Consider the following 21,999-nt stretch of genomic DNA (forward strand, 5'->3'; position numbering starts at 1 on the left):
ATTAGTATATTAAATCTTACTCCACGTTCCCATTGGACTCTGTTTATAACAATCAATTATCGGTGTTGCAATAGTTAGTTCATTTATTGTTTTAATTATTAAACTTAAATTATCTAAAGCCTCGTATATTATAATTACTCTCTGAAAATGTGCAAAATTTTTGTTATTAAAAATTTCTTGTATATCAAATGGGGCAATAATTATTAGGATGGTAGCCTGATTAGGATTCTCTAACTGATGAGTAATATAGACTGGTTGCTTTTCTGGTAATGGATCAAGTTTACTACCATGCGGAATAAACTGTTTTCTAGAATAAGTCCATATCATCTTATTTAGTGATTCTTGTACTTCAATATCTGGAACTAAAACCACAATTCTCAAATTGCTATGGTAAGATTTTTCTACTAAAAGACAGCTTGTTTTATATACTAATCCTTCAGTAGTGTGATAAAAACTAAATTGTTGCATGATTTTTCTCTTTTAAGGCTTAGAAAACAAATCTTTTGTAATTATCCTAGGAGACAGTTTTCTAGCACCAAATTCCCATGAATTGACTATAGTATGCTGCGGTACTCGACTTCGTTTTTCCTAAAAATTCCTCAATCATCTTTAGGTTATGCAAGAGGTCTATTATATATAAGAACCTGATAGATTAGACAATTTTCTTATACTCAAAATATATTTTTCTTACCGAGTAAATCCAGGTAATACAAACAACGATAAATACTACCATTAAAAATGGTGAAATAGAACTAAAAGTTGCTGTTGGTACTAATGTAAAAATAACTGACTGTATTAATCCACTCGAAGATTTACCAACTTTCGAGCTAATAACGTCAACAGCTGCTTTACCTTTGGTTTTTAGCTCCTTGTCTAGAGGGATATATAGCATCTCTTTAGAGGTATCCCAAATTGAATATTTAGTACCTTTCACTAGAATGTTCTGTAAAGCACCAATTGATACCGCAAGAGCCAGTGGGGTCATAAGAATAGCACTGTCAAATAGAGACAATATTTGATGATCAAACACGATTAAAATAAAGAATAATGTACCAGTAACCATCATGATAATTGGCGAAATTACAGCCGCCACAAACCAGCTATGACTACGCATTATATTGTTGCCTATTATAGTCATTATCATGATAGTAACCCCAGTCCAAAGAATATAAAGACTATTAAATTCTGCATAACTATTAACAGTGGGGTATAATTCTTTTATTTTTGCTTTCCATACAGCTTCTACCAAATTCATTGATAAACCAAAAGCAGCAGAGCAAATTAGCATTAACCATAAATATTTTGATCTTATGATATATCTAAAACTTTCGATTAATCCCATTCCATCTTTAGTCGATCTAGCAGATTTAGCCTTTGCATAAAATGTTGGATTGGTAAAAACATTTTTGCTAATAAATCTTACAAGTAAATATGATATAATAGCTGCAACTACCACGAAACTTGTTGATATTTTTACCAATATAGTTTTATTGTCCGGTACGGTAAAAAAATACTTAGCTATAGTGTTAGCAGATGATAAGTTTGACATCAAAAAGCCAACAAATATTAAAGCAGAATTACCAAATAATGAAAAAAGAGTGTAAAACCTTTTTGCTTCTTCTGTTGTAGTAAGCTCATTAGCAAACTGCCAAAACAGTAAAACATAAAAGATATTCGGCCAAAGCTCAGATAATGTATAAAAAACCACATAACTCCAATTACCAATTAAAGCTATATACCATTTTAAATGAGGATAATTCCCCATAATTTGTTCCAGCGAACTTGGATTAATGTGGAAAATATGGACATTAGGATAAATGATGAAAGCAAAAACAATAAAGAAACTAATAAAAAAGGTAATTAAATAGCCATAAATCCTCTCAAAACTATAATGGTTAAGCATCTTAGCATAGATTATAACGAATAGAGCCGCTGCAGGTGTTACACAATAAACTTTAGTGAAACTGACTACTTCAGCACTAATCTCTGAAATTAAAATACTATCTTTTAAAATTCTTAATATATTTTGGTTAAATAAGACGCAGAACATCAAACCACACATCGGTATGAATTTCCCGAGTTCATGATTATGGATAGGCCAAAAGATAGTTCTGAATTTGCTGCTAAATGAATTTGACTTTATAATAGTCATAATAAAGATTCCCTAAGACAAAAAAAAAACTCAACAGATATAGTCAATTCAGGAGAATTTGGGGCTAGGAGTGATGGAGCGACGCCTATAAGTAATAGGCGAGCGACGAGTGACAACGTCCCCAACTTCTCATCAATTGACTATATATCAACTTAAAGAGTGATCTTTTAGTAAGCTGAAACTATTCTTAAGAGTTTTCCGTTAATTGCTTAAGGCTATCATGCAAAACATAAGGTTAAAGACTTATATACCATTAGGTTGCTGCTGTCAATCTATTTAGATTTAGCTTGCATAAAGAATTAAAAATTATATAATTTTTTTTTACAATTAAGAAATTAAATAATAAAAATATATGAAAAGATTATTATCAATTCCAGTTGTAACGTTTATTAGCTTGATTTCTAGCATATCATTTGCAAGTGAAGGGCAGCTTTATGTGAAAGCTGAGGTTGGTGCAGCTTTATTACAGAAAACAAGAGACAAAATCCTCGATATAAAAATGACCCCTCTGTTTGGGGGAGATGTTAATCTTGGTGTAGGTTATTATCTAACAAATAATGTTAGAGCTGATCTAACATTTGGTTTTACTAATCCAAGACTTGAAGGCTCTTCTACTAATACTAGTACTAGAACTTATAACGTATTAGGAGTTGAGAAAACAATTGACGCCCCTATAACTTTAAAAAGAACACATAGGGGGCAAATAACCTCAGTGTTGGTCAATAGTTATGTTGATTTAAATACTGATGCTAACTCTCCTTCTGTTTTTGTAGGAGCAGGTGTTGGGATGGCTCAAATAAAAGAAAAAATAACCACAGGTGAGGTATTGGGTCGTGATGCTCCGACTGCTGCAAATTTTGTTCCACTGCAAAAACATTCTTCAGTTAATAGGAAGGCTAATAATTTTGCTTATCAGCTAATTGCTGGAGTGTCTGTTAGTTTAAATGAAAAGGCAAGGATTGATGTTGCCTATATCTTGGCAGATTATGGGCAAACAAAATTTTCAAAATGTAATGATGTTGAAATAAATAAAACTAGTTATCGAACTCATAACATAATTGCTGGGATGAGATTTAATATATAATATATAACTCACCCGCATAACAAACACTATTGCCATCCCCGTTCACTATTATCATTCCCGCTTCTTTCCCTTGTCATTCCCGCGTAGGCGGGAATCTATAATACCTCAGGGTATTTTTAGATACCTGCTTTCGCAGGGATGACAACCATTGTCCTATATTTTATTCAAATCTGCAAAAAAAACTTGATTATCGAGTTTAATTAACTTAATTGCAGATGTTATATTGAAATAAGAAGGAAATTGTGATATTTAATCTTCCAAGACTAACTATAGTTAATTCAGGAGAATTTGGTGCTAGGAGCGATGAGTGACAACGTCACCAACTTCTCTTGAATTAACTATATACATTAAACACTGAAGACTTGTTAGATAACTGTCCAAAAAGGTGGATATAACTCCGGAATGTTAACTAATCGCATAAGTTCTTATTTTATTTGTTTCTTCTTGCTAGGTATAGTGGCGGGGGGAAATTTTTCATTGGTCACATTTACTATTCATTACCAATTATCACAAGCAGGATATTCAACTGATATTATTGGCTTAATGTTTCTAACCTCTATGCCATATTGCCTAAAACCAATATTAGCACCATTTATTGATAAATATTCTGTACCTATTATATGTAAAAAATTTGGTCAACGTCGAGGATGGGCACTAGCTGTACAAGGATGTTTATTAGTTACTACTAGTGGATTTTTAATTATAGCTCCCCCTGTTAACATCGTTATTACTGCCATTTTAAATTTTACTATTTCTTGTTGTGCGGCAACTCAAGATATTATTTTAGATGCCTATCGTATAGAACGCTCTGCAACAAAGGAAGAGCTTTCAGTTGCTACAACTTTTAGTGGCACTGGTTTTCGCATAGGAATGCTGATTAATAGTACAGGAGCATTATATGTCTCTTGCTTCTTTAATTGGTACTGCGTATATCTATGTACCTTTTTTATAACAATGGCTGCCCCACTAATAATCTTATGCATGCAAGAGCCTGCTACAAAAAAAACTGAACATATTTTTACTAATTTAATTTCATTTAGCCAATATTCTAAAATCATTGGTGATAGCTTACTATTATTAAAACGACACCATCCAAATTGGATATTCATTATGCTGTTTGTCTTTCTATATAAAGCAAGCGATTCAATTACTATGGCAATGAGCTCTCCCTTATTTATTGACTTGTCCTTTACCTCCCAAGAAATTGCCTCTATTTCAAAAACCTATGGATTCATGCTAATGACCTTAGGGGGAATTATTAGCGGTATTCTAACTACAAAAGTAGGGATATCTCGAGGTTTACTAATATGCGGTATTCTACAATTACTATCCCCCTTAATGCTAATGTTTTTATCTATAGTAGGTCATGATCTAGTTATATTTACTATAACAATTACTGTACAGAATTTCTGTTGCGGACTTGGTAATACCACTCTTATTATTTATCTTTCTAGTTTATGTAATGGCGAATTGATCGCCACGCAATACTCAATTATTTCTTCTTTTAGCTCCTTTGTACGTATTATTTTATCTTGTTTATCCGGTATTTGTGCAAACTATATGGATTGGTCCAATCTTTTTTTATTCACTACCTTATTTAGCATGCTATTTGTATTAGCCTTTTTAAAGATACGTAAAAGTTAATGGTTTGACTATAATTGTTAAATATTCAACGCTCCACGATATATTTCTATTAGGCTATCTTCTTCAGCAAGATCATCTTTGTCTTTTTTCTTAAGTTTCAGAACATGCTTAATTATCTTAATATCATAGCCTTTATGTTTAGCTTCTTCATAAGCATCCTTTATTAGATCAGTTAACTCGTTTTTCTCTTCCTCTAGCTTCTCAAGTTTACTGATAGTGTCAATTAAATCTTGTGAATCGATTATCTCTGTCATAATTATAAATATTATAAGTTTAGTAAAATGCCAATTACCAAATTATTTGTTAAAAAATAAATAATTAAAGTAACAAGCTATTCTCTTCAAAAATCCTACTTTGTCAATGGATTCTTTAGCAAGAAGAGCTATTTCTTGCACATCATTGTCAACAATTACAGTTATTTTACCAACAATATCCCCAGCCTTTAAAGGAGCTGAAACAGTTGGCGGTATCGATATTTTTATATCAATTTTTTCTTGGTTAGAACGTGGCACAACCATTGATAACTTTTCTGCTGCTACAAGTTGCACTTTATCCTTTACACCAAGCCATACATCAGTTTCTTCTATTATATCACCTTTAGCATAAAACTTTTTGTGAATAAAGTTTTGCTTAATCCAATCTAATAGCATTAGAGATTCATCCGCTCGCTTTTTCATAGAACTAAGACCGTTAACAACCATAATATAGCGACGCCCATCATCTATACATGATGTGACCATGCCATAACCCGCATTATCAGTAAAACCGGTTTTAATACCATCGCATCCAATATCTTTGTATAATAAAAGATTACGATTTCCTTGAGTAATAGGTCGACCTTTTTGATCTTTACCGAAAGTAAAATATTTTTTACTATAAATATGATAAAATTCCGGGTGGTTTTTAATAAGAGCCATACTAAGTATGGCAAGATCATAGGCAGTGCTATAGTGATTTTCTGCTGGCCAACCACTAGCATTAACAAAATGAGTATCCTTCATACCTATTTTCTGTGCTTGTAAATTCATAGCCTCAACAAAATTTTCTTCCGTTCCGTACAATCCTTCAGCAGCTACAATACAAGCATCATTTCCTGATTGAACAATAATACCATTTAGAATATCTTCAAGACGTACCATTTCACCTAGAGGCATGAAAGACTTTGACCCTCCCATACGCCAAGCTTTCTCACTTACAATAAAATGCGAATCAAACGACACCTCGCCCTTTTGAATTTTCTCCTCAATAAGATAAGATGTCATTATTTTGGTCATTGATGAGGGAAACATATGCTCATCAGCATTCTTTGCCAACAACACTTTACCTGTAGCATAATCTATGACTATTGCTTGCTTTGCTTCAAGGGTTATTGCATTACTATCAGGGTGATGAATCACATTATTATTTCCCTCTGTGCTAGATGTCACTGCTTTAACAGGAGACTCTGCCTTAACAGTAACAATAGACCTCTTGCCTAACTCTACTTCTGCTGGTAATTTGGACAATGATGCGGTACTCGAATCCTCACGTACACTTGAGTACGCTGCGGTTCTGCGTTCCGCGTCTCCTTCAAATTCCTCAGCATAAGCGAGTTTTGCAAGAGGTCTAATAGGTAATATTAAGAGACAAATTAATATCAAATATAGTGTAAATATCGGAATTTTATAAATCTTGTTCATGTAATGTAATGCCATAATTATCAATTTTGTTTAAATATAGCAGATTTTTATACTCCACTAATAGCTGTTTTCATTATTTTTGCAGTATATAGTCAATTGATGAGAAATAGGGGGTTATACCATAAAGGTGGTTCTCTGTTAATCCATTTCGGTGGTAATTTATCATAGTGCCATTTTGCATTGAGATATTTTCTATAAGCTTCGCAAGGATCGCTAATATGCTTAAAATCCACCTGCATACTTTCTGATTTAGTACAATTAGCAAATGGAGTTATTATGCCATCTTGAATATCAGCTCTATGTTCTAACAAATATGGTAATAACCTTGTAGTCGCATGTTTTTTGTTATAACGAAAACTATATTCTTCGCATAATGCTAAAAAATGCTGAAATAACCAGTCCCAATTGCCAATATTCAATGCCGCCCAGATAGTACATGGGTGCTTCATGTGAGTTGGTTTGTAGATATGCTGATAAGTAACACCACTATTAATGAATATGGCGGTACTTAACAATTGGGCTGTCTCTAAAACCATTTTAACTACCCGTTTGTTATCCAAGGCTTGGGCAGATATTATAGGACAGTTATTAGTAACAAAAATATTCATAATTTTTATCAATAAAATAAATAGGTTTATATTAGCTATAGCATAGATTCCTCACTATAGTCAATTGATGAGAAGTTAGTGACGTCATCACTCGTCGCTCGCCTATTACTTATAGGCATCGTTCCTGCTATCTACTTCTCCTGAATTGGCTATACTATGGTTGTACATGTAAATTAATCGGTTTATCTATTGCAATAGCATATCTATAAATTGTTTTTAAACTTGGAAAATGTTTACCGCTTTCTAAACGTGCTATTACAGATTGGGTGGTATTCATTTTTTTGCCACCTCTTCTTGAGTCATGTTAGCCTTAATTCTAGATAATATTAAAGCATAAGATATTTCATACTCTAGAGAAGATGCTTCATATTCTTTTTTTACTTCAGGATTAGCAAGTAATTTTTCTCTTAATGATTCATATTTTATCATAATTTATTTCCTTTATTCTTTGTTTTGCTATTAACAATGCTTTTTTAGGGGGCTTCTGAGTCTTTTTTATGAAAGTGTGAAGAATAACTATTTTTTTCTTATGAGCTAAAAAATAGATTGATCTTGCTATATTTACTTTTCCATTTAGCCTTATTTCCCACAAATTACCTTCAATAGGTTTGACATTAGATTGCTTCGTCGCTACTAAAGTAGCTTCTCGCAATGACGCCATGCATAAGGTGAGATACTAAGTTTTCTTCTTAGGCAAGCAATTATTTAAAATTTTGTAAGGTCAATCAGTCAGTCATTTAACTAATTTTAAAATAAATGAAAATAGTACTTGCAATATTATAAAAACGCTGTATAAACCGGAACAGACGGATGAAATGTCGTTATGTATTTATTAACAAATTTATTTATTAGGAAAAAATTTATGGTTGGTTCATCTAAAAAGCAATATGAAGAATGGAAAGCTGAGAATACTGAATGGTTTAAAGAGACGAAGGCGAAATTAGCTAATGAAAAATCAGCAAATTTAGGGTCATTGAAAACATTTTCAACTGAAACATCTACAACTACTTTTGGTTTACCTAACGATCAGTATAAGAAATTAGTAGCTGAGAATACGAAATTCCTCCAAGCGGCAAAGAAGGAAAATCTGGAAAGCTTCTGTGGTCCTGAGAAGGGATTAACTGATATAGAGAAAATAGAGAATGATTTAGCTGTAAAAATATTGATAAAAAGTTGGACTAATGATGGAAATGTTAAATGTTGGGGTGCTAGTTCTGCAGTCTCTTCACCCGTTACTACTGAACCTAAAGTTTCTTCTGATGTTATCAGTAATAGCGACAATAAAGAAACTGACACTACTGATATTGTAAGTGAAATAACTGTAGTTACAGAACCAGTAAGTGATAAGGAAGTTTTGTCTCCTTCTGAGAATGCGGATAATACTAAGGAAGAAGTTAAACTTGTTGAGACCGAAGACGAATCAGATAGAAAAGACGAATTAGATAGCGAAGATGAATCATATAGAGAAGGCGAATTAGGTGGTGAAGATACAACATATTTTTCTGATGAGATCAGTAGTAACATTGATATCCCTAAATTTATAAAAGTAGAAACAACAGATTCATTAAAGGGTTTTTACTCATCTGCAAATTCTTCTAATTCACTTACTAGTAGCTTAGAACCTGTTGAATTAAAGGTAACTGATAATAACAGCTTAAGTTCTTATAATAAATTTTCCTCTTTTTGTCATAGCATTGCTGATAGACTGAGTCTATAATATACTTTGTGTAAGTTGCAAAAGTAAGCAGTAAGAAGTACTGTAAGAAAACAACTTATAAAAAGGTAAAATATGTCAGAAAAAATAAAAAAGAAGATATTAGAACTAAAAGATAATAATATAAGTAATAATTTAGTAGAAGAATTATTATCAAAAGCCGATCCATCTAAGTTGTTTGGCAAAGAAGGATTATTTCAACAACTAAAAAAGCAAATAGTTGAAAAAATATTAGAAAGTGAACTAGAGCATGAATTAGGTTATTCAAAGCATAGTAAAATGCCGAAAGTAGATAATAATCGTCGTAATGGTAGCTATGAAAAGACAATAATTGATGATGATGGTAGGAAGGTTACTCTGGAAGTACCAAGAGATCGAGAAGGAGAGTTTGTTCCGAAATTAATACCTAAAGGGCTGAGAAGATTCAGTGGATTTGACGATAAAGTTATCTCACTTTATGGTCGAGGAATGACAGTCAGTGAAATTCGAGGTCATTTGGAAGAAATATATCAAACTGAGGTTTCCGGTGATTTAATATCGACAATAACCGATGGAGTAATAGACGAAGTAACTAGGTGGCAAAATCGAGGTTTAGATAAGGTTTATCCAATATTATACTTAGACTGTATTCACGTTAAGTCTAGGGATAACCAGGTAGTGATAAATAAAGCAGTATATTTAGCGATTGCTGTTAATATAGAAGGAAAGAAGGAGTTGCTGGGTATTTGGGTAGGAAAAAATGAAGGTGCTAAATTCTGGATGCAAGTAGTTACTGAGTTAAAAAATCGAGGAGTAGAACAAATTTATGTTGCTTGTGTTGATGGTCTAAAAGGTTTTCCGGAAGCGATAAGTAGCATATTTCCTGCGACTATAGTACAGTTATGTATAGTTCATATGGTTCGCAATTCAGTGAAGTATGTCTCATATAAGGATTTAAAGGAGGTGACCACAGATTTGAAGCAAATTTATACAGCAAATAATGAAGAAATGGCAAGTCTAAAACTTCAACAATTTAGTTCAAAATGGGACAAAAAATATCCAGTAATTTCTGATATTTGGCAACGTAATTGGTGTGGGATAATCCCATTTTTTGCTTTTCCTGAGGAAATAAGAAAGGTAATTTATACAACAAATACCATTGAATCTGTCAACCGTCAAATTAGAAAAATCATCAAAAATAAGGGGGTGTTTCCAGATGATAAATCAATTCAGAAAATAATATTTTTAGCTCTGCAAAATGCATCTAAAAAATGGACTATGCCCATAAAAGATTGGTCATTAGCTTTGAATCAATTTGAAATACTTTGTGGTGATTTTAAATATGATTTATTGGAATGTAAAAAATAGAACTTACACAAAATAAATGATTGACTCGATAGACTTAGTCATATTGCTGATAGATTTAGTGATATTTTCTCATCTACTAATGCTTCAGTATCTGAAGTATCTACTTTTGTTCCTGTTGATAGCGGTGAGGTACAAGACAAAGTAGATTGTTCTGGAGAGGTATTAGATCTAGGGCCAGTTAGCTCTGTTCTATAAACGTTTAACTTACCTATCTGTTACAGCTGGAATCTGGTATTGAGTCAATTTCAGATTCCCAGCTGTTTATTTTATGACACCTGGCTCCTTTGTCATTCCCGCCACAACTGTTGAAAATTAGAAGGTAAAACGGGTTTTAGATAGGTTTTCTGTCATTGCGAGACCACGCAAGTAGGTCGTGGCAATCCATTATTCATTAAACTAGATTGCTTCGTCGACCTACGGTCTCCACAACTGTTGAAAGTCAGAAGAGGAAGCGGTTTTAGACCGGATAGTTTAAAAGTCGTATGTGGTCAACGTCTATTAGCGAGAAAGACCGTAGGTCGACGAAGCAATCCATAAAAGTAACCAAAGATGGATTGCCACGACCTACTTGCGTGGTCTCACAATGACAGAAAACCTATCTAAAACCCGCTTTACCTTCTAACTTTCAACAGTTGTGCTACGGTCTCCTCGCCAATGACGGTTTTTCAATTATTGTTTTCTTAAACTGACGCTTATGTACTCCATCGCTCCTAGCCCAAAATTCTACTCCTCAAGAGTTTAAGCAAGGCTATCAATTAACTTAGCCATGCCTTCTTCATCTAACTCTTCAAAAAAATCATCGTTGATTTGGACAACTGGTGCATTAACACAAGCACCCAAACATTCAACTTCTGTAAGGCTAAACTTTTTATCGCTGGTTAGCTCACCGAAATTAATAGCCAGTTTATTCTTACAGATAGTAGCAATTTTATCGCTACCCCTTAGCCAACAGGGGGTAGTACCACAAATTTGTATGTGATATCGTCCTACTGGTTGTAGATTAAACATGGTATAGAATGTTGCAACTTCATAAGCTCTGATGAAAGGTATATTTAGAAAATTTGCCACATACTCTATCGATGCTTTAGGTAACCAACCATTCATTTGCCGTTGGGCAAGGTCAAGTAACGGTAGGATCGCACTTTTCTGTCTATTTTCAGGATATTTCTTAATAATATCTTGAGCTTTTTTTAAATTTTCATCATTAAAACTGAAATTTACTGGTTCATCATTCATCGATCAATTTCTCCAAAAACAATGTCAAGACTGGCAATAATAGTTACCACATCTGCCATCAAATGGCCTCTCGACATAAAGTCTAAACCTTGCAGATGAGCAAATCCAGGGGCTTTAATACGGCATCTATAGGGTTTGTTGCTTCCATCAGAGTATAAATATACCCCAAACTCGCCTTTTGGGGCTTCAACAAATCGATATATCTCGCCTTGTGGTACGTTATATCCTTCAGTATAAAGTTTAAAATGATTAATCATTGCTTCCATCGATTCTTTCATTTGCTTTCTTGATGGTGGAGCAATTTTAGGGTCATCAGTTTTAATACTACCTTTCGGTATTTTTTCAAGACATTGTTGTATAATTTTAAGTGATTGGTACATTTCTTCAATGCGAACCAAATACCTATCATAACAATCACCATTTTTGCCAATTGGTATGTCAAAATCTAGTTCACCATATACATCGTACGGATTGGTTTTTCTAAGATCCCATGCGATACCTGAGCCTCGTAGTATTGGACCAGAAAACCCCCAATCCATAGCTTCTTTTTGGCTTACTACTCCGATATCTACTAGGCGTTGTTTCCAAATCCTATTGTCATTTAACAAGGTTTCAACATCTTGTAATTTTTTAGGAAATTGTTGAATAAAAATATGAATATCTTCTAATATATCATCTGGTAAGTCTTGGGCAACGCCACCAGGTCTAAAATAATTTGCATGCATTCTAGAACCAGACACACGCTCGTAAAATTCCATAATTTTTTCACGTTCCTCAAATAACCATAATAGAGGGGTAGTAGCACCAACATCTAGAGCTTGGGTTGTGATATTAAGGATGTGGTTAAGGATACGGGTAAGTTCAGAAAACATCACTCGAATAAATTGAGCTCGTCTTGGAACTTCGCAGCCAAGTAATCCTTCAACTGTTAAGGCAAAGGCGTGTTCTTGGCACATTGGCGATACGTAATCTAATCGATCAAAGTATGGTATAGCTTGTAGATATGTTTTATACTCAATTAATTTTTCAGTACCACGATGCAATAAGCCAATATGTGGATCTGCTTTATTGATCACCTCACCATCCATTTCTAAGATTAATCTTAAAACTCCATGGGTAGCTGGATGTTGTGGTCCAAAATTCAGTACAACATTTTTATTATTATCACTCACCTTATTTTAAACTCCGGCAATTATTGTCCTCTATATAGCTGCCCTGAATAGTACTGCTCAATTTGTCATTCCCACTTCGGTGCGGAATCTAAGACCCCACACCAAAGCAGGGGTGACAGCCTTGTAATAGACGTCAATTTAATTATCTATATATTTTTGAGTATATACCAAAATTTCTGTCCACTAAGTGAAAAAGTGAAAAAATTATATAATTAATCTTATTTTTCTATTTCTTTTATCAAAGCCTGTTCACCCTCAGTAAGAGTTTCTGGAGAAGACGATTTAGAGTTTTCTTTATCTTTTACTTTAATAGCAGGTAAGTCATAGTGAGGAGGCATTTCTAGAGTTTTGTTGCGTCCTACCTTGTATTCATCAGGTCCAGGGGTCACAATTCCTATTGTTTCTTTTACTTCTTTACTGCATGCAGATAACATTATTACAGTAGCAAATAACCAAAAAGTTATACGCACTTAATCTCCTTTTAAATTTATATTTTCCTTAAAAGCAAGCTCACGGATCCTATCTGCTTCAGCTTGTATCATAGTGTGATTATATTTAATGTCTTGTTGTTGTTCAACAATTTTCTTAGTTTTATAATAATCATGTATCAAAAATATTACTCCTAATGAAATGAAACTATCAGCTAGATTAAATATTGGAAAACCAAAATCTTGATAATGAAAATAAATAAAATCAAATACTGCCCCATTAACAAAACGATCGATCAAATTACCGATAGCCCCACCAATGACAAAACTATAACCAACAAAGCCTGTCATTGTCTTACATTTTAATAAGATATACCATAAATATATTATAACAACAGAATTAATAACTATAAACAACATATTGCTATACTGATAATAATTTCGGAACATTCCAAAACTAATACCATGGTTCCAGCTATAAACTATATCTAAAAAGCTTGTTACTTTCATGGTTAGACCAATTTTGCCCCTTAGATAATTTATAAACCACCATTTTACTAATTGATCTATAATTACCAATTTAATAACTATACGGCTATTTTGACGAATAATTAGTAATATTCTTTTTAATGTTAATGGTATATGCATATTACAAACAATCTTACCGCAAATATTGGTTATTAGATTCTAAACAGTCATGGCAATGTAAAAGTCATAGCAAAATGCTCGGGATTTTTAAATTACCCGATCTAAAACCACTTCCTCTTTTACTTTTCAACAGTTGTGACTAAAGAAACTACTCACTAATATTGCCGGTATTCCCAGAGTTTTCACCAGTTACATTTACACCAAGCTCTTCGTTACTAGAATGTTCAGCATTAAGAAATGTTAGTGAGCTTCCTAGATAATGTTTTAGTGCTTCTAAAGAATTTGCTTGTTGTGGTAAGCCTACTGGTAAGACTACTGGTAAGATTACTTGTACACTCGCCTGATTTGCCCCTGGCTCAATACTCTGAAATCCTACTGTTGTTTCTGAAGAAATTGTTATATTTAGTTCTTCTTCTGAGTTAGATGTTTTTCTCATAAATCCCCTGTTTTTACATTAGAACATACCCAAATACTACATTTGAATATCTACACTCATATAATACATTTTATAATACAATACCATTAAAAAATCAAATTTTATGACCATAAGTTTTTCATTTTGTTAAAAAAACTAGCATCATCTTCATCTTTGTCGTTTGACAATTCTGTATCTAGCATCTCTAGTAATTCTTTTTGTTTTTTAGTAAGATTTTTCGGTATCTCAATATGGATGTGGGCAAACATATCCCCTCTAATGGTTGATCTAACCTTAGACATACCTTTGCCTTTTAGTCTTAGTTGTTCGCCATTTTGTGTGCCGGCTGGTATTTTTAACTTTACCTTACCACCTTCTATGTCTGGTACTTCTACTTCTCCACCTAAAATAGCTTTAATGAAACTAATAGGTAGTCGACAATGCAAATTAATTCCATCAACTTTATACAGGTCATGTTGCTTAATAGTAACAAAAATATACAAATCTCCATTACTGCCTCCTCGCATTCCGGCATCTCCTTCACCAGTAAGTCTTATTCTTGTGCCTTCCTCAATACCAGCTGGAATATTTACCAATAAATTCCTATGTTGTAAATGACGCCCTTGACCATGACATTTTTTACATGGATTTTTAATTATTTGCCCTGCACCTTGGCATTTTGCACAAGTTTGTTCTAAGGTAAAGAAACCCTGTTGTATTCTTGTAGCCCCGCGTCCTCCACAAGTATCACATTTGGTCATGCCAGTATCATTATTTTCTGAACCACTACCGTTACATGGTGAACACTTTACTTCACTAGTAAAACTAATATTTTTCTCGATACCACGAAATGCTTCTGACAAAGTAACTGTGATTTCATATTTTAAATCTGAACCTCTAACGCTAGTGGACTGGTGCGACCTTCTTGCCCCGCCACCCATAAAATCATTAAAAAACTCACCAAATATATCATTCAAATCATGATTTCCCCCTCTAGAAGCCTGCCTTCCAGCTGACGATGCTGCTCCTGAATTATGAAAAGCCTCATGTCCAAAACGATCATATGCTGCTCTTTTCTGCTCATCTTTTAGTACATCATAAGCACTACTTATTTCCTTAAACTTTTTTTCTGCTTGTTGATCCTGTGAATTACGGTCAGGATGATATTGCATAGCTAATTTATGATAAGCCTTTTTTATTTCTGCTTGGCTAGCAGTTTTATTAACTCCAAGTACTTGGTAATAATCTTTTGTAGACATAATAAGGATATCTTATTTTAAATTTTATTTTTAGCCAAAACGTCATTACGAGCGAACGTATATGAGCGTGGTAATCCATTTTTTCTGGATGGCTTCGGAGGCTTACGCCTCCTCGCAATGACGCTTGAGATGCATACATGTCATTGCACATAGGCTTAAGAAAATAATAATTGAGAAACTGTCATTGCGAGGAGACCGTAAGGTCGACGAAGCAATCCAGAAAAAATGGATTACCACGCCACCTACGATAGCTCGCAATGGCATAATAATTACTTATTACTTACATCCTCGTAATTAGCATCAACTACTTTATCGTCATCACTTGCCTTAGCTTCTGTATTACTATCATCTTCCGACGGAGATTTATACATAGCTTCTCCAATTTTCATGCTTGCTGCCATAAGAGTGTCAGTTTTCGCTTTAATTTCTTCAAGATTATCTGACTCTAAAGCTGCCTTTAACTCTGTTATAGCATTTTCTACTTGTTGTTTATCACTAACTGATATTTTACCATCATATTCTTTTAGAGTCTTTTCAGTTGAATAAATCAAGCTATCGGCATTATTTTTAGCTTCAATTAATTCACGACGCTTTTTATCCTCATCAGCATTTTTTTCCGCATCTTTGACCATTTGTTCAATTTCTGCATCACTAAGCCCTCCGGAAGCCTGGATAGTTACTTTCTGTTCTTTACCACTAGCTTTATCTTTGGCAGAAACGTGAACTATACCATTAACATCGATATCAAAGGTTACTTCAATTTGTGGTACTCCTCGTGGGGCAGGAGGAATACCATCCAGATTAAATTGCCCAAGTAGCTTATTAGCAGCTGCCATTTCCCGTTCACCTTGGAATACTCTAATCGTTACCGCATGTTGGTTATCGTCCGCCGTAGAGAATGTTTGACTTTTCTTGGTAGGAATAGTTGTATTACGATCAATCAGCCTAGTAAATACCCCCCCAAGAGTTTCAATACCTAAAGATAAAGGGGTAACATCTAGTAATAATATATCAGTAACTTCTTTGTTTAATACCCCACCTTGAATAGCAGCCCCTAGAGCTACGACTTCATCAGGATTTACTCCTCTATGTGGTTCGCGACCAAAAAATTCTTTTACCTTGTCAATAACTTTTGGCATTCTAGTCATACCGCCAACTAGCACTACTTCCTGAATATCTGAGGCTTTTAGCCCAGCATCTTTTAAAGCTTTCTTACATGGTTCGATTGTATAATCAATTAGCGTTGCCACTAAGGATTCTAACTTTGCTCTAGTAAATTTTATATTTAAATGTTTAGGACCTGAACTATCAGCTGTAATATATGGTAAATTAACATCGGTTTGCGGTACAGATGATAATTCTTTTTTAGCTTTTTCGGCAGCTTCTTTCAAACGCTGTAAAGCTAAAGGATCTTTGCGTAAATCCATACCACTTTCTTTCTTAAATTCATCGATTAAATAATCTAGAATTCTCGAATCAAAATCTTCCCCACCAAGGAAAGTATTACCATTGGTAGATTTAACCTCAAATACTCCGTTACCTATTTCTAAAATTGATACGTCAAACGTACCGCCACCAAGATCATAAACTGCAATTATTTTGCTTTCAGCTTTATCAAAACCATATGCTAAAGCTGCGGCTGTTGGTTCGTTGATTATCCGTAATACGTCCAAACCAGCAATTTTTCCAGCATCTTTGGTTGCTTGACGTTGTGCATCGTTAAAATATGCTGGTACAGTAATAACTGCTTGCGTTACCTTTTCACCAAGATAATTTTCAGCTGTTTCCTTCATTTTTTGCAGAATATAAGCACTAATTTGACTAGGTGAATATTTTTCTCCGTTAACTTCAACCCAAGCATCATTATTAGCAGCTTTTACGATTTGGTACGGTACAAGGTCTTGATCTTTTTTAACCATAGGATCAGAGAAACTTCTACCTATCAATCTTTTAATGCCATATAAAGTATTATTTGGATTGGTCACAGCTTGACGCTTTGCTGGTTCGCCAATTAATTTTTCACCACCGCTAGCAAATCCTACCATTGAGGGAGTCGTTCTAACTCCTTCGGCATTTGCTATAACTTTCGGTTCTTTCCCTTCCATTACTGCAACGCAGGAATTTGTTGTTCCTAAATCTATACCTATAATTTTTGCCATATACACTCCTAATTCCGATTAAACAATTCAACTTAACAAGTTCTGATATAGTAATTTACAATCTATTTTACAAGAGGTGGTGATGAAAAAAATCATGAGAATACCCACATATGGGAGTAGAGTAAGGCATTTGGACGAATCACCTATTTCACTTTGCACATTTCTACGATTTTGAATTCCCCTAATCTTTTCTTTATTAGAACCTTCTCTTACTTCGATTAATCCTTGCTCTAGATATTTTAACTTAGAACTTTCAGCATAAAGCCTCATATGCTGAAAAAATTTTGTAAACTTACCCACTAACTTATTACCACCATTCCAATAAAGATCCTCAATCATCAGCCTCTCGTTAGGTTTTAGCTTATCCCAAGACTTACCATAAATATTTTTTAGTTCGATGCGATTAGTAGCACTCTTATAGTCGTATATCATTCGAGATTGCTCAGTTGTAATAGTTTGCTGACCATTATAAACTTTATCAAATGATATCAACCCCTGAAATATTGCCTGCCAAACAATTCTTGCTTCGGGATTATCCATATTAAAACCTATCCCTATAGTCTTATTTCCTTTAATATCTTTATATATTTGTAATATTTCATTTTCATTGCCTTTAATAAAAGCAAGTGCCATTTCTTGATAAAATTGTAAATGTTCTGGCTTAAAAAGATTTAAACCATGTAATTTATCCCGTAACTCAGCGGCAAATTTTATACTTACTACCATAAATTTATAACCTTTATTATCTTATACTTCTTGCATAAGTCAATAATAGCATCTTTTTAGCTAGCACTAAGTGATCTGGTAAAAAAATTTAGTAAAAAATCATTGACTAGGCAAATATATTAAAACATAATCACCTCGATGGTCGTGCAGTTGCGTAAAAATCTATACTAGAATTTACGAGGAAAGTCCGGACTCTACAGAGATATGGTGCTGGTTAACGTCCAGCGGGAGAGTAATCTTTTAGGGAAAGTGCCGCAGAAAATATACCGCCAAATTATAATATAGTTTGGTAAGGGTGAAATGGTGTGGTAAGAGCACACCGGTAGGTTGGTAACAAGCTACGCATGGTAAACCCCACCAAGAGCAAGATCAAATAGGCACTACAGAACTTACGTGTTCCTAGGCATCTCTGGCTAGAAGTAGTGCGGGTAGATCGCTTGAGGTAAATTGTAACATTTATCCTAGATAAATAACTGCAATAAATAATAGAAATATTATCTATACAAAATCCGGCTTATAGACCATCATTTTTTATAAGACTTTTACCCAAAGGTTATTGCGAGGAGATGTTTTAGTGGTGACGAAGCAATATGACAAGCTTTATGGATTGCCACTACCTACTTGCGTGGTCTCGCAATGACGCTTGAGATGCATATACGTCATTGCGAAACTATGTAATGGTTGAAGCAATCCATTCCATAAGAATAGATTATCTCAAGGATTTTTAAGATTGTGAAAAATATTTTTTATACAGAATTTTGGCATAAATATTATCCTATAATTTTATGCTTCATCTTACTGGTTTTTCATTTCTTATCAGCCTATCCTGGTGGTATGTCATCTGATAGTTTTGATCAATATCAGCAGAGTATTAGTGGAAATTATAATTCTCATCACCCATCTTTAATGTCAATAGTATGGTCGTTAATTAATCATATCCATCAAGATCCACAATTGATGCTATTGGTAGATTTAGCATTTTTATGGGGTGGAATACTACTACTTCTATATGCAGATCAACAAAATAAATATAGATATCTATATTTGGTAATTGCCCTTTCGCCTAATATATTGTCTCAATCTGCAACAATTTGGAAAGATGTAGTTTTTGCCTTAGGTACTTTCTTCTGCATAGCTACTTGTATTTTTTTTACTTATCGACAAAAAACAGCACCTTTCTGGGTGGTTGTTGGATTATTATTGATTTGCTTTTATATTGTTGGGGTTAAATTTCAAGCTAAATTTATTGTACCAATTTTGATTTTGTTTATATTGTCAGTTTATCTTAAAACTAATATTTTGATAAGAATAACAGCTACTAGTATTATTTCCGTAATAATCATATATGGTAATATTACACTTGCTAAATATTTTTCTACAGAGGGTCATTCAGAGCAATTACCTCAATTTTTTGATGTTGCTGGAGTGAGTGTTGCCATAAATAATGATGATTTATTACCAGACTATGTTAAAGAAGACAAAAATTTATATAGTTTTGAAAAGCTCAAGGCACAATATACTGCAAAGTGGGTTGATACATTAATCTTTGGTGATGCTAGGATTTATAATTCAACATCAGACCCTATAAAATTGCAAGAGATGCAGTCTGCTTATATAAAAGCTATAATGTACCATCCTTTAATTTTTTTAAAACATCGAATGATTAATTTTGCTTTTTTAATGACCAACACGGGATTCTATCACTATGGCTTTATTGATTCTACCGAAGCTCAAAAACATAATATAGATATTAAGAATAATCACTTAAAAAAGGCGATAACAAAATATTTAAAAAAATATCCATGGATTTTAACAACCAACCTTATTAGTTTTATACTAATATTTGTTTATTTAACAGCTATTTTAACAAATAAACAATCTGATATAGTCAATTCAGGAGAATTTGGGGCTAGGAACGATGGAGCGACACCTATAAGTAATAGGCGAGCATTGAGCGACGACGTCCCCAACTTCTCATCAATTGACTATAATCCTGAGAAGGTTATTTTAACTTATATTGTTGCGATAGGTCTTGTTTTTTCGGTAGTATTACTTTTTGCTACTATGGCATCTGATTACCGTTACTACTATGTAATAAGAGTGTTAACATTATTTAGCTTGCCAATTTATCTGAAGTTCAGACATTGCAAAGTAACAAATTTCATTCCCGTGTAGGCACGTAGTTCGTCGACCTAAGGTCTCCTCGCAATGACGGTTTTTCAATTATTGTTTTCTTAAACCGATGTCTATGCGTATAGGCGGGAATTTATAATATCTCAAGGATTTTTAAATTATGAAAAATATTTTTTATACAAAATTTTGGCGTAAATATTATCCCATAATTTTATGTTTTGCTTTAATGTTTTTTCATTTTTTATCAGCCTATCCTGGTGGAATGACGGTTGATAGCTTTTCTCAATATGAACAAAGTATTAGTGGAAATTATTTTTCTCATCATCCACCTTTAATGTCAATGATATGGTCGTTACTCAATCATATCTATCAAGGACCACAGATAATGCTATTATGGCATTTAGTATTGTTGTGGGGTGGGGTATTATTGCTTTTTTATGCTGATCGACAAAATAAATATAGATATCTTTATTTTGTAATACCATTTCTTCCAAATATATTAGCTCAATCCGGTGTAATTTAGAAAGATATAGGGTTTGGCTTAGGTAGTTTTTTTGTAATAGCTAGTTGTATTTTTTATAGCTATCATCAAAAACGACCATCTTATTTGGCAGCTATTGGATTGTTATTAGTTATTTTTTATATTGTTGGTGTTAAATTTCAAGCACAATTTATTGCCCCAATTTTAATTTTGTTTGTATTATCAGTTTCTCTTAAAGCTAACTGGTTTATTAGGATAATAGTAACTATTATTCTTTCTTTAGTAATAATAGAGGGGAATAATTATCTTGCTAAGCATTTTTCCACGGATAGTCATGCAAAACAATTACGCCAACTATTTGACATAGCAGGGGTGATTGTTGCAATAGATAATGATGATTTACTACCAGATTATGTCAAAGAAGATAAAAATTTATATAGTTTTGAAAAGCTTAAATCCCTCTATACACCGACTTTAGTTAATGCTTTAGTTTTTGGTGATGATCGAATTTATAATTCAACATCAGACCCTATAAAGCTACAAGAGCTGGAATCTAGTTATGTAAAAGCTGTAACCCATTATCCACTAGCTTTTCTTAAACATCGTATAAAGAATTTCATCTTATTAATGAAGAGTGCAGAGTATTATAGTGACGATTTATTTATTGATCCTAATGAAGCTAAAAAATATGGCATTTATCTTAAAAAAAATCATGTAAAAGATCTAGTGATAGTCTACTTAAAAGCATTTCCAAGGCTAATAACTAAGAACTTTATTAGTTTTATACTAATATTTGTGTATTTAGCAGCTATTTTAACAAATAAACAATCTAATAATCCTGAGAAGGTTATTTTAACTTATATTGTTGCGATAGGTCTTGTCTTTTCGGTAGTATTACTTTTTGCTACTATGGCATGTGATTACCGTTACTACTATGTCATAAGAGTGTTAACATTATTTAGCCTGCCAATTTATCTGAAATTTAGATATTGCAAAACATCGCAAAAATAATGAAAACAGCTATTAGTGGAGCATAAAAATCTGTTATATTATAGATATAGTCAATTAACTTGAATTGGCAATGTTATAAATCCGATTAGTATTTAGCCTTAGC

The 21,999-nt window shown here is 33.3% G+C and carries 23 protein-coding genes and 1 other RNA gene; 8 read left to right on the forward strand and 16 right to left on the reverse strand.

The window, feature by feature from the left end; translation table 11 throughout:
* Nucleotides 1-9 precede the first annotated feature (9 nt).
* Together AAGD20_RS05820 and AAGD20_RS05825 are read right to left on the reverse strand one after the other, a co-directional pair.
* Complete coding sequence (locus AAGD20_RS05820; protein WP_341748784.1) at nucleotides 10-468, reverse strand: DNA polymerase III subunit chi; 459 nt, start codon at nucleotides 466-468, stop codon at nucleotides 10-12.
* Nucleotides 469-652: 184 nt separating this feature from the next.
* Entirely contained in the window at nucleotides 653-2,152 is a 1,500-nt protein-coding gene (locus AAGD20_RS05825; RefSeq protein WP_341748785.1) for an Npt1/Npt2 family nucleotide transporter, read from the reverse strand.
* A 352-nt stretch (nucleotides 2,153-2,504) separates the two neighbouring features.
* Here AAGD20_RS05825 and AAGD20_RS05835 point away from each other — a divergent pair, with 352 nt between their 5' ends.
* Nucleotides 2,505-3,236: an outer membrane protein gene (locus AAGD20_RS05835; RefSeq protein ID WP_341748786.1), complete on the forward strand. Its 732-nt coding sequence runs from the start codon at nucleotides 2,505-2,507 to the stop codon at nucleotides 3,234-3,236.
* Between the two features lie 402 nt (nucleotides 3,237-3,638).
* Nucleotides 3,639-4,880, forward strand: a complete 1,242-nt coding sequence (locus AAGD20_RS05840) for an MFS transporter (RefSeq protein ID WP_341748787.1) — start codon at nucleotides 3,639-3,641, stop codon at nucleotides 4,878-4,880.
* Between the two features lie 17 nt (nucleotides 4,881-4,897).
* Here the strand turns inward: AAGD20_RS05840 and AAGD20_RS05845 are convergent, their stop codons facing one another.
* From AAGD20_RS05845 to AAGD20_RS05870, 6 genes are all read right to left on the reverse strand, one after another.
* Entirely contained in the window at nucleotides 4,898-5,134 is a 237-nt protein-coding gene (locus AAGD20_RS05845) for a GapR family DNA-binding domain-containing protein (protein ID WP_094649222.1), read from the reverse strand.
* A 42-nt stretch (nucleotides 5,135-5,176) separates the two neighbouring features.
* A complete protein-coding gene (locus AAGD20_RS05850) occupies nucleotides 5,177-6,574 on the reverse strand; it encodes a palindromic element RPE1 domain-containing protein (protein ID WP_341748788.1) in 1,398 nt (465 codons plus the stop codon).
* A 77-nt stretch (nucleotides 6,575-6,651) separates the two neighbouring features.
* A complete protein-coding gene (locus AAGD20_RS05855) occupies nucleotides 6,652-7,167 on the reverse strand; it encodes a pyrimidine dimer DNA glycosylase/endonuclease V (protein WP_341748789.1) in 516 nt (171 codons plus the stop codon).
* Between the two features lie 154 nt (nucleotides 7,168-7,321).
* Complete coding sequence (locus tag AAGD20_RS05860) at nucleotides 7,322-7,444, reverse strand: helix-turn-helix domain-containing protein (protein WP_133062932.1); 123 nt, start codon at nucleotides 7,442-7,444, stop codon at nucleotides 7,322-7,324.
* Nucleotides 7,441-7,596: a hypothetical protein gene (locus tag AAGD20_RS05865; protein ID WP_157905664.1), complete on the reverse strand. Its 156-nt coding sequence runs from the start codon at nucleotides 7,594-7,596 to the stop codon at nucleotides 7,441-7,443. The genes AAGD20_RS05860 and AAGD20_RS05865 overlap by 4 nt, the downstream gene beginning before the upstream one ends.
* Nucleotides 7,583-7,828 carry a type II toxin-antitoxin system RelE/ParE family toxin gene (locus AAGD20_RS05870; RefSeq protein ID WP_341748790.1) on the reverse strand — a complete coding sequence of 82 codons (246 nt, stop codon included), beginning with the start codon at nucleotides 7,826-7,828 and terminating at the stop codon, nucleotides 7,583-7,585. The genes AAGD20_RS05865 and AAGD20_RS05870 overlap by 14 nt, the downstream gene beginning before the upstream one ends.
* A 201-nt stretch (nucleotides 7,829-8,029) precedes the next feature.
* Here AAGD20_RS05870 and AAGD20_RS05875 point away from each other — a divergent pair, with 201 nt between their 5' ends.
* Both AAGD20_RS05875 and AAGD20_RS05880 read left to right on the forward strand, forming a co-directional pair.
* Complete coding sequence (locus AAGD20_RS05875) at nucleotides 8,030-8,884, forward strand: hypothetical protein (RefSeq protein ID WP_341748791.1); 855 nt, start codon at nucleotides 8,030-8,032, stop codon at nucleotides 8,882-8,884.
* A 72-nt stretch (nucleotides 8,885-8,956) separates the two neighbouring features.
* On the forward strand, nucleotides 8,957-10,228 hold the full coding sequence (locus AAGD20_RS05880) for an IS256 family transposase (protein WP_341748792.1): 1,272 nt from the start codon (nucleotides 8,957-8,959) through the stop codon (nucleotides 10,226-10,228).
* 738 nt (nucleotides 10,229-10,966) lie between these two features.
* Here the strand turns inward: AAGD20_RS05880 and nuoE are convergent.
* The 8 genes from nuoE to AAGD20_RS05920 form a co-directional block, all read right to left on the reverse strand.
* Nucleotides 10,967-11,464, reverse strand: coding sequence for an NADH-quinone oxidoreductase subunit NuoE (nuoE, locus tag AAGD20_RS05885; RefSeq protein WP_094649218.1), 498 nt, complete (start codon nucleotides 11,462-11,464; stop codon nucleotides 10,967-10,969).
* The gene (gene nuoD, locus AAGD20_RS05890; RefSeq protein WP_341748793.1) at nucleotides 11,461-12,636 is read right to left on the reverse strand and encodes an NADH dehydrogenase (quinone) subunit D; all 1,176 of its coding nucleotides are present in this window, start codon (nucleotides 12,634-12,636) and stop codon (nucleotides 11,461-11,463) included. The genes nuoE and nuoD overlap by 4 nt, the downstream gene beginning before the upstream one ends.
* Before the next feature lie 218 nt (nucleotides 12,637-12,854).
* Nucleotides 12,855-13,106, reverse strand: coding sequence for a DUF3035 domain-containing protein (locus tag AAGD20_RS05895; protein ID WP_341748794.1), 252 nt, complete (start codon nucleotides 13,104-13,106; stop codon nucleotides 12,855-12,857).
* Complete coding sequence (lspA, locus tag AAGD20_RS05900) at nucleotides 13,107-13,706, reverse strand: signal peptidase II (RefSeq protein ID WP_341749474.1); 600 nt, start codon at nucleotides 13,704-13,706, stop codon at nucleotides 13,107-13,109. It abuts the gene before it with no gap.
* 154 nt (nucleotides 13,707-13,860) lie between these two features.
* On the reverse strand, nucleotides 13,861-14,148 hold the full coding sequence (locus AAGD20_RS05905; protein WP_341748795.1) for a hypothetical protein: 288 nt from the start codon (nucleotides 14,146-14,148) through the stop codon (nucleotides 13,861-13,863).
* Between the two features lie 101 nt (nucleotides 14,149-14,249).
* Nucleotides 14,250-15,386 carry a molecular chaperone DnaJ gene (dnaJ, locus tag AAGD20_RS05910; RefSeq protein ID WP_341748796.1) on the reverse strand — a complete coding sequence of 379 codons (1,137 nt, stop codon included), beginning with the start codon at nucleotides 15,384-15,386 and terminating at the stop codon, nucleotides 14,250-14,252.
* A 269-nt stretch (nucleotides 15,387-15,655) separates the two neighbouring features.
* On the reverse strand, nucleotides 15,656-17,545 hold the full coding sequence (gene dnaK, locus AAGD20_RS05915; protein WP_341748797.1) for a molecular chaperone DnaK: 1,890 nt from the start codon (nucleotides 17,543-17,545) through the stop codon (nucleotides 15,656-15,658).
* A 27-nt stretch (nucleotides 17,546-17,572) separates the two neighbouring features.
* Entirely contained in the window at nucleotides 17,573-18,271 is a 699-nt protein-coding gene (locus AAGD20_RS05920; protein WP_341748798.1) for a hypothetical protein, read from the reverse strand.
* A 134-nt stretch (nucleotides 18,272-18,405) separates the two neighbouring features.
* Here AAGD20_RS05920 and rnpB point away from each other — a divergent pair.
* From rnpB to AAGD20_RS05940, 4 genes are all read left to right on the forward strand, one after another.
* An RNA gene (gene rnpB / locus AAGD20_RS05925) (RNase P RNA component class A) lies at nucleotides 18,406-18,804 on the forward strand.
* Between the two features lie 199 nt (nucleotides 18,805-19,003).
* Nucleotides 19,004-20,446 (forward strand): palindromic element RPE2 domain-containing protein, encoded by a 1,443-nt coding sequence (locus tag AAGD20_RS05930; protein WP_341748799.1) that lies wholly within the window; start codon nucleotides 19,004-19,006, stop codon nucleotides 20,444-20,446.
* Nucleotides 20,447-20,564: 118 nt separating this feature from the next.
* Nucleotides 20,565-20,927, forward strand: coding sequence for a hypothetical protein (locus AAGD20_RS05935; RefSeq protein WP_341748800.1), 363 nt, complete (start codon nucleotides 20,565-20,567; stop codon nucleotides 20,925-20,927).
* Between the two features lie 99 nt (nucleotides 20,928-21,026).
* Nucleotides 21,027-21,896, forward strand: coding sequence for a hypothetical protein (locus AAGD20_RS05940; RefSeq protein WP_341748801.1), 870 nt, complete (start codon nucleotides 21,027-21,029; stop codon nucleotides 21,894-21,896).
* Nucleotides 21,897-21,999 lie beyond the last annotated feature (103 nt).

The organism is Candidatus Tisiphia endosymbiont of Sialis lutaria (genome assembly GCF_964026535.1).
Taxonomy (GTDB): Bacteria; Pseudomonadota; Alphaproteobacteria; order Rickettsiales; family Rickettsiaceae; genus Tisiphia.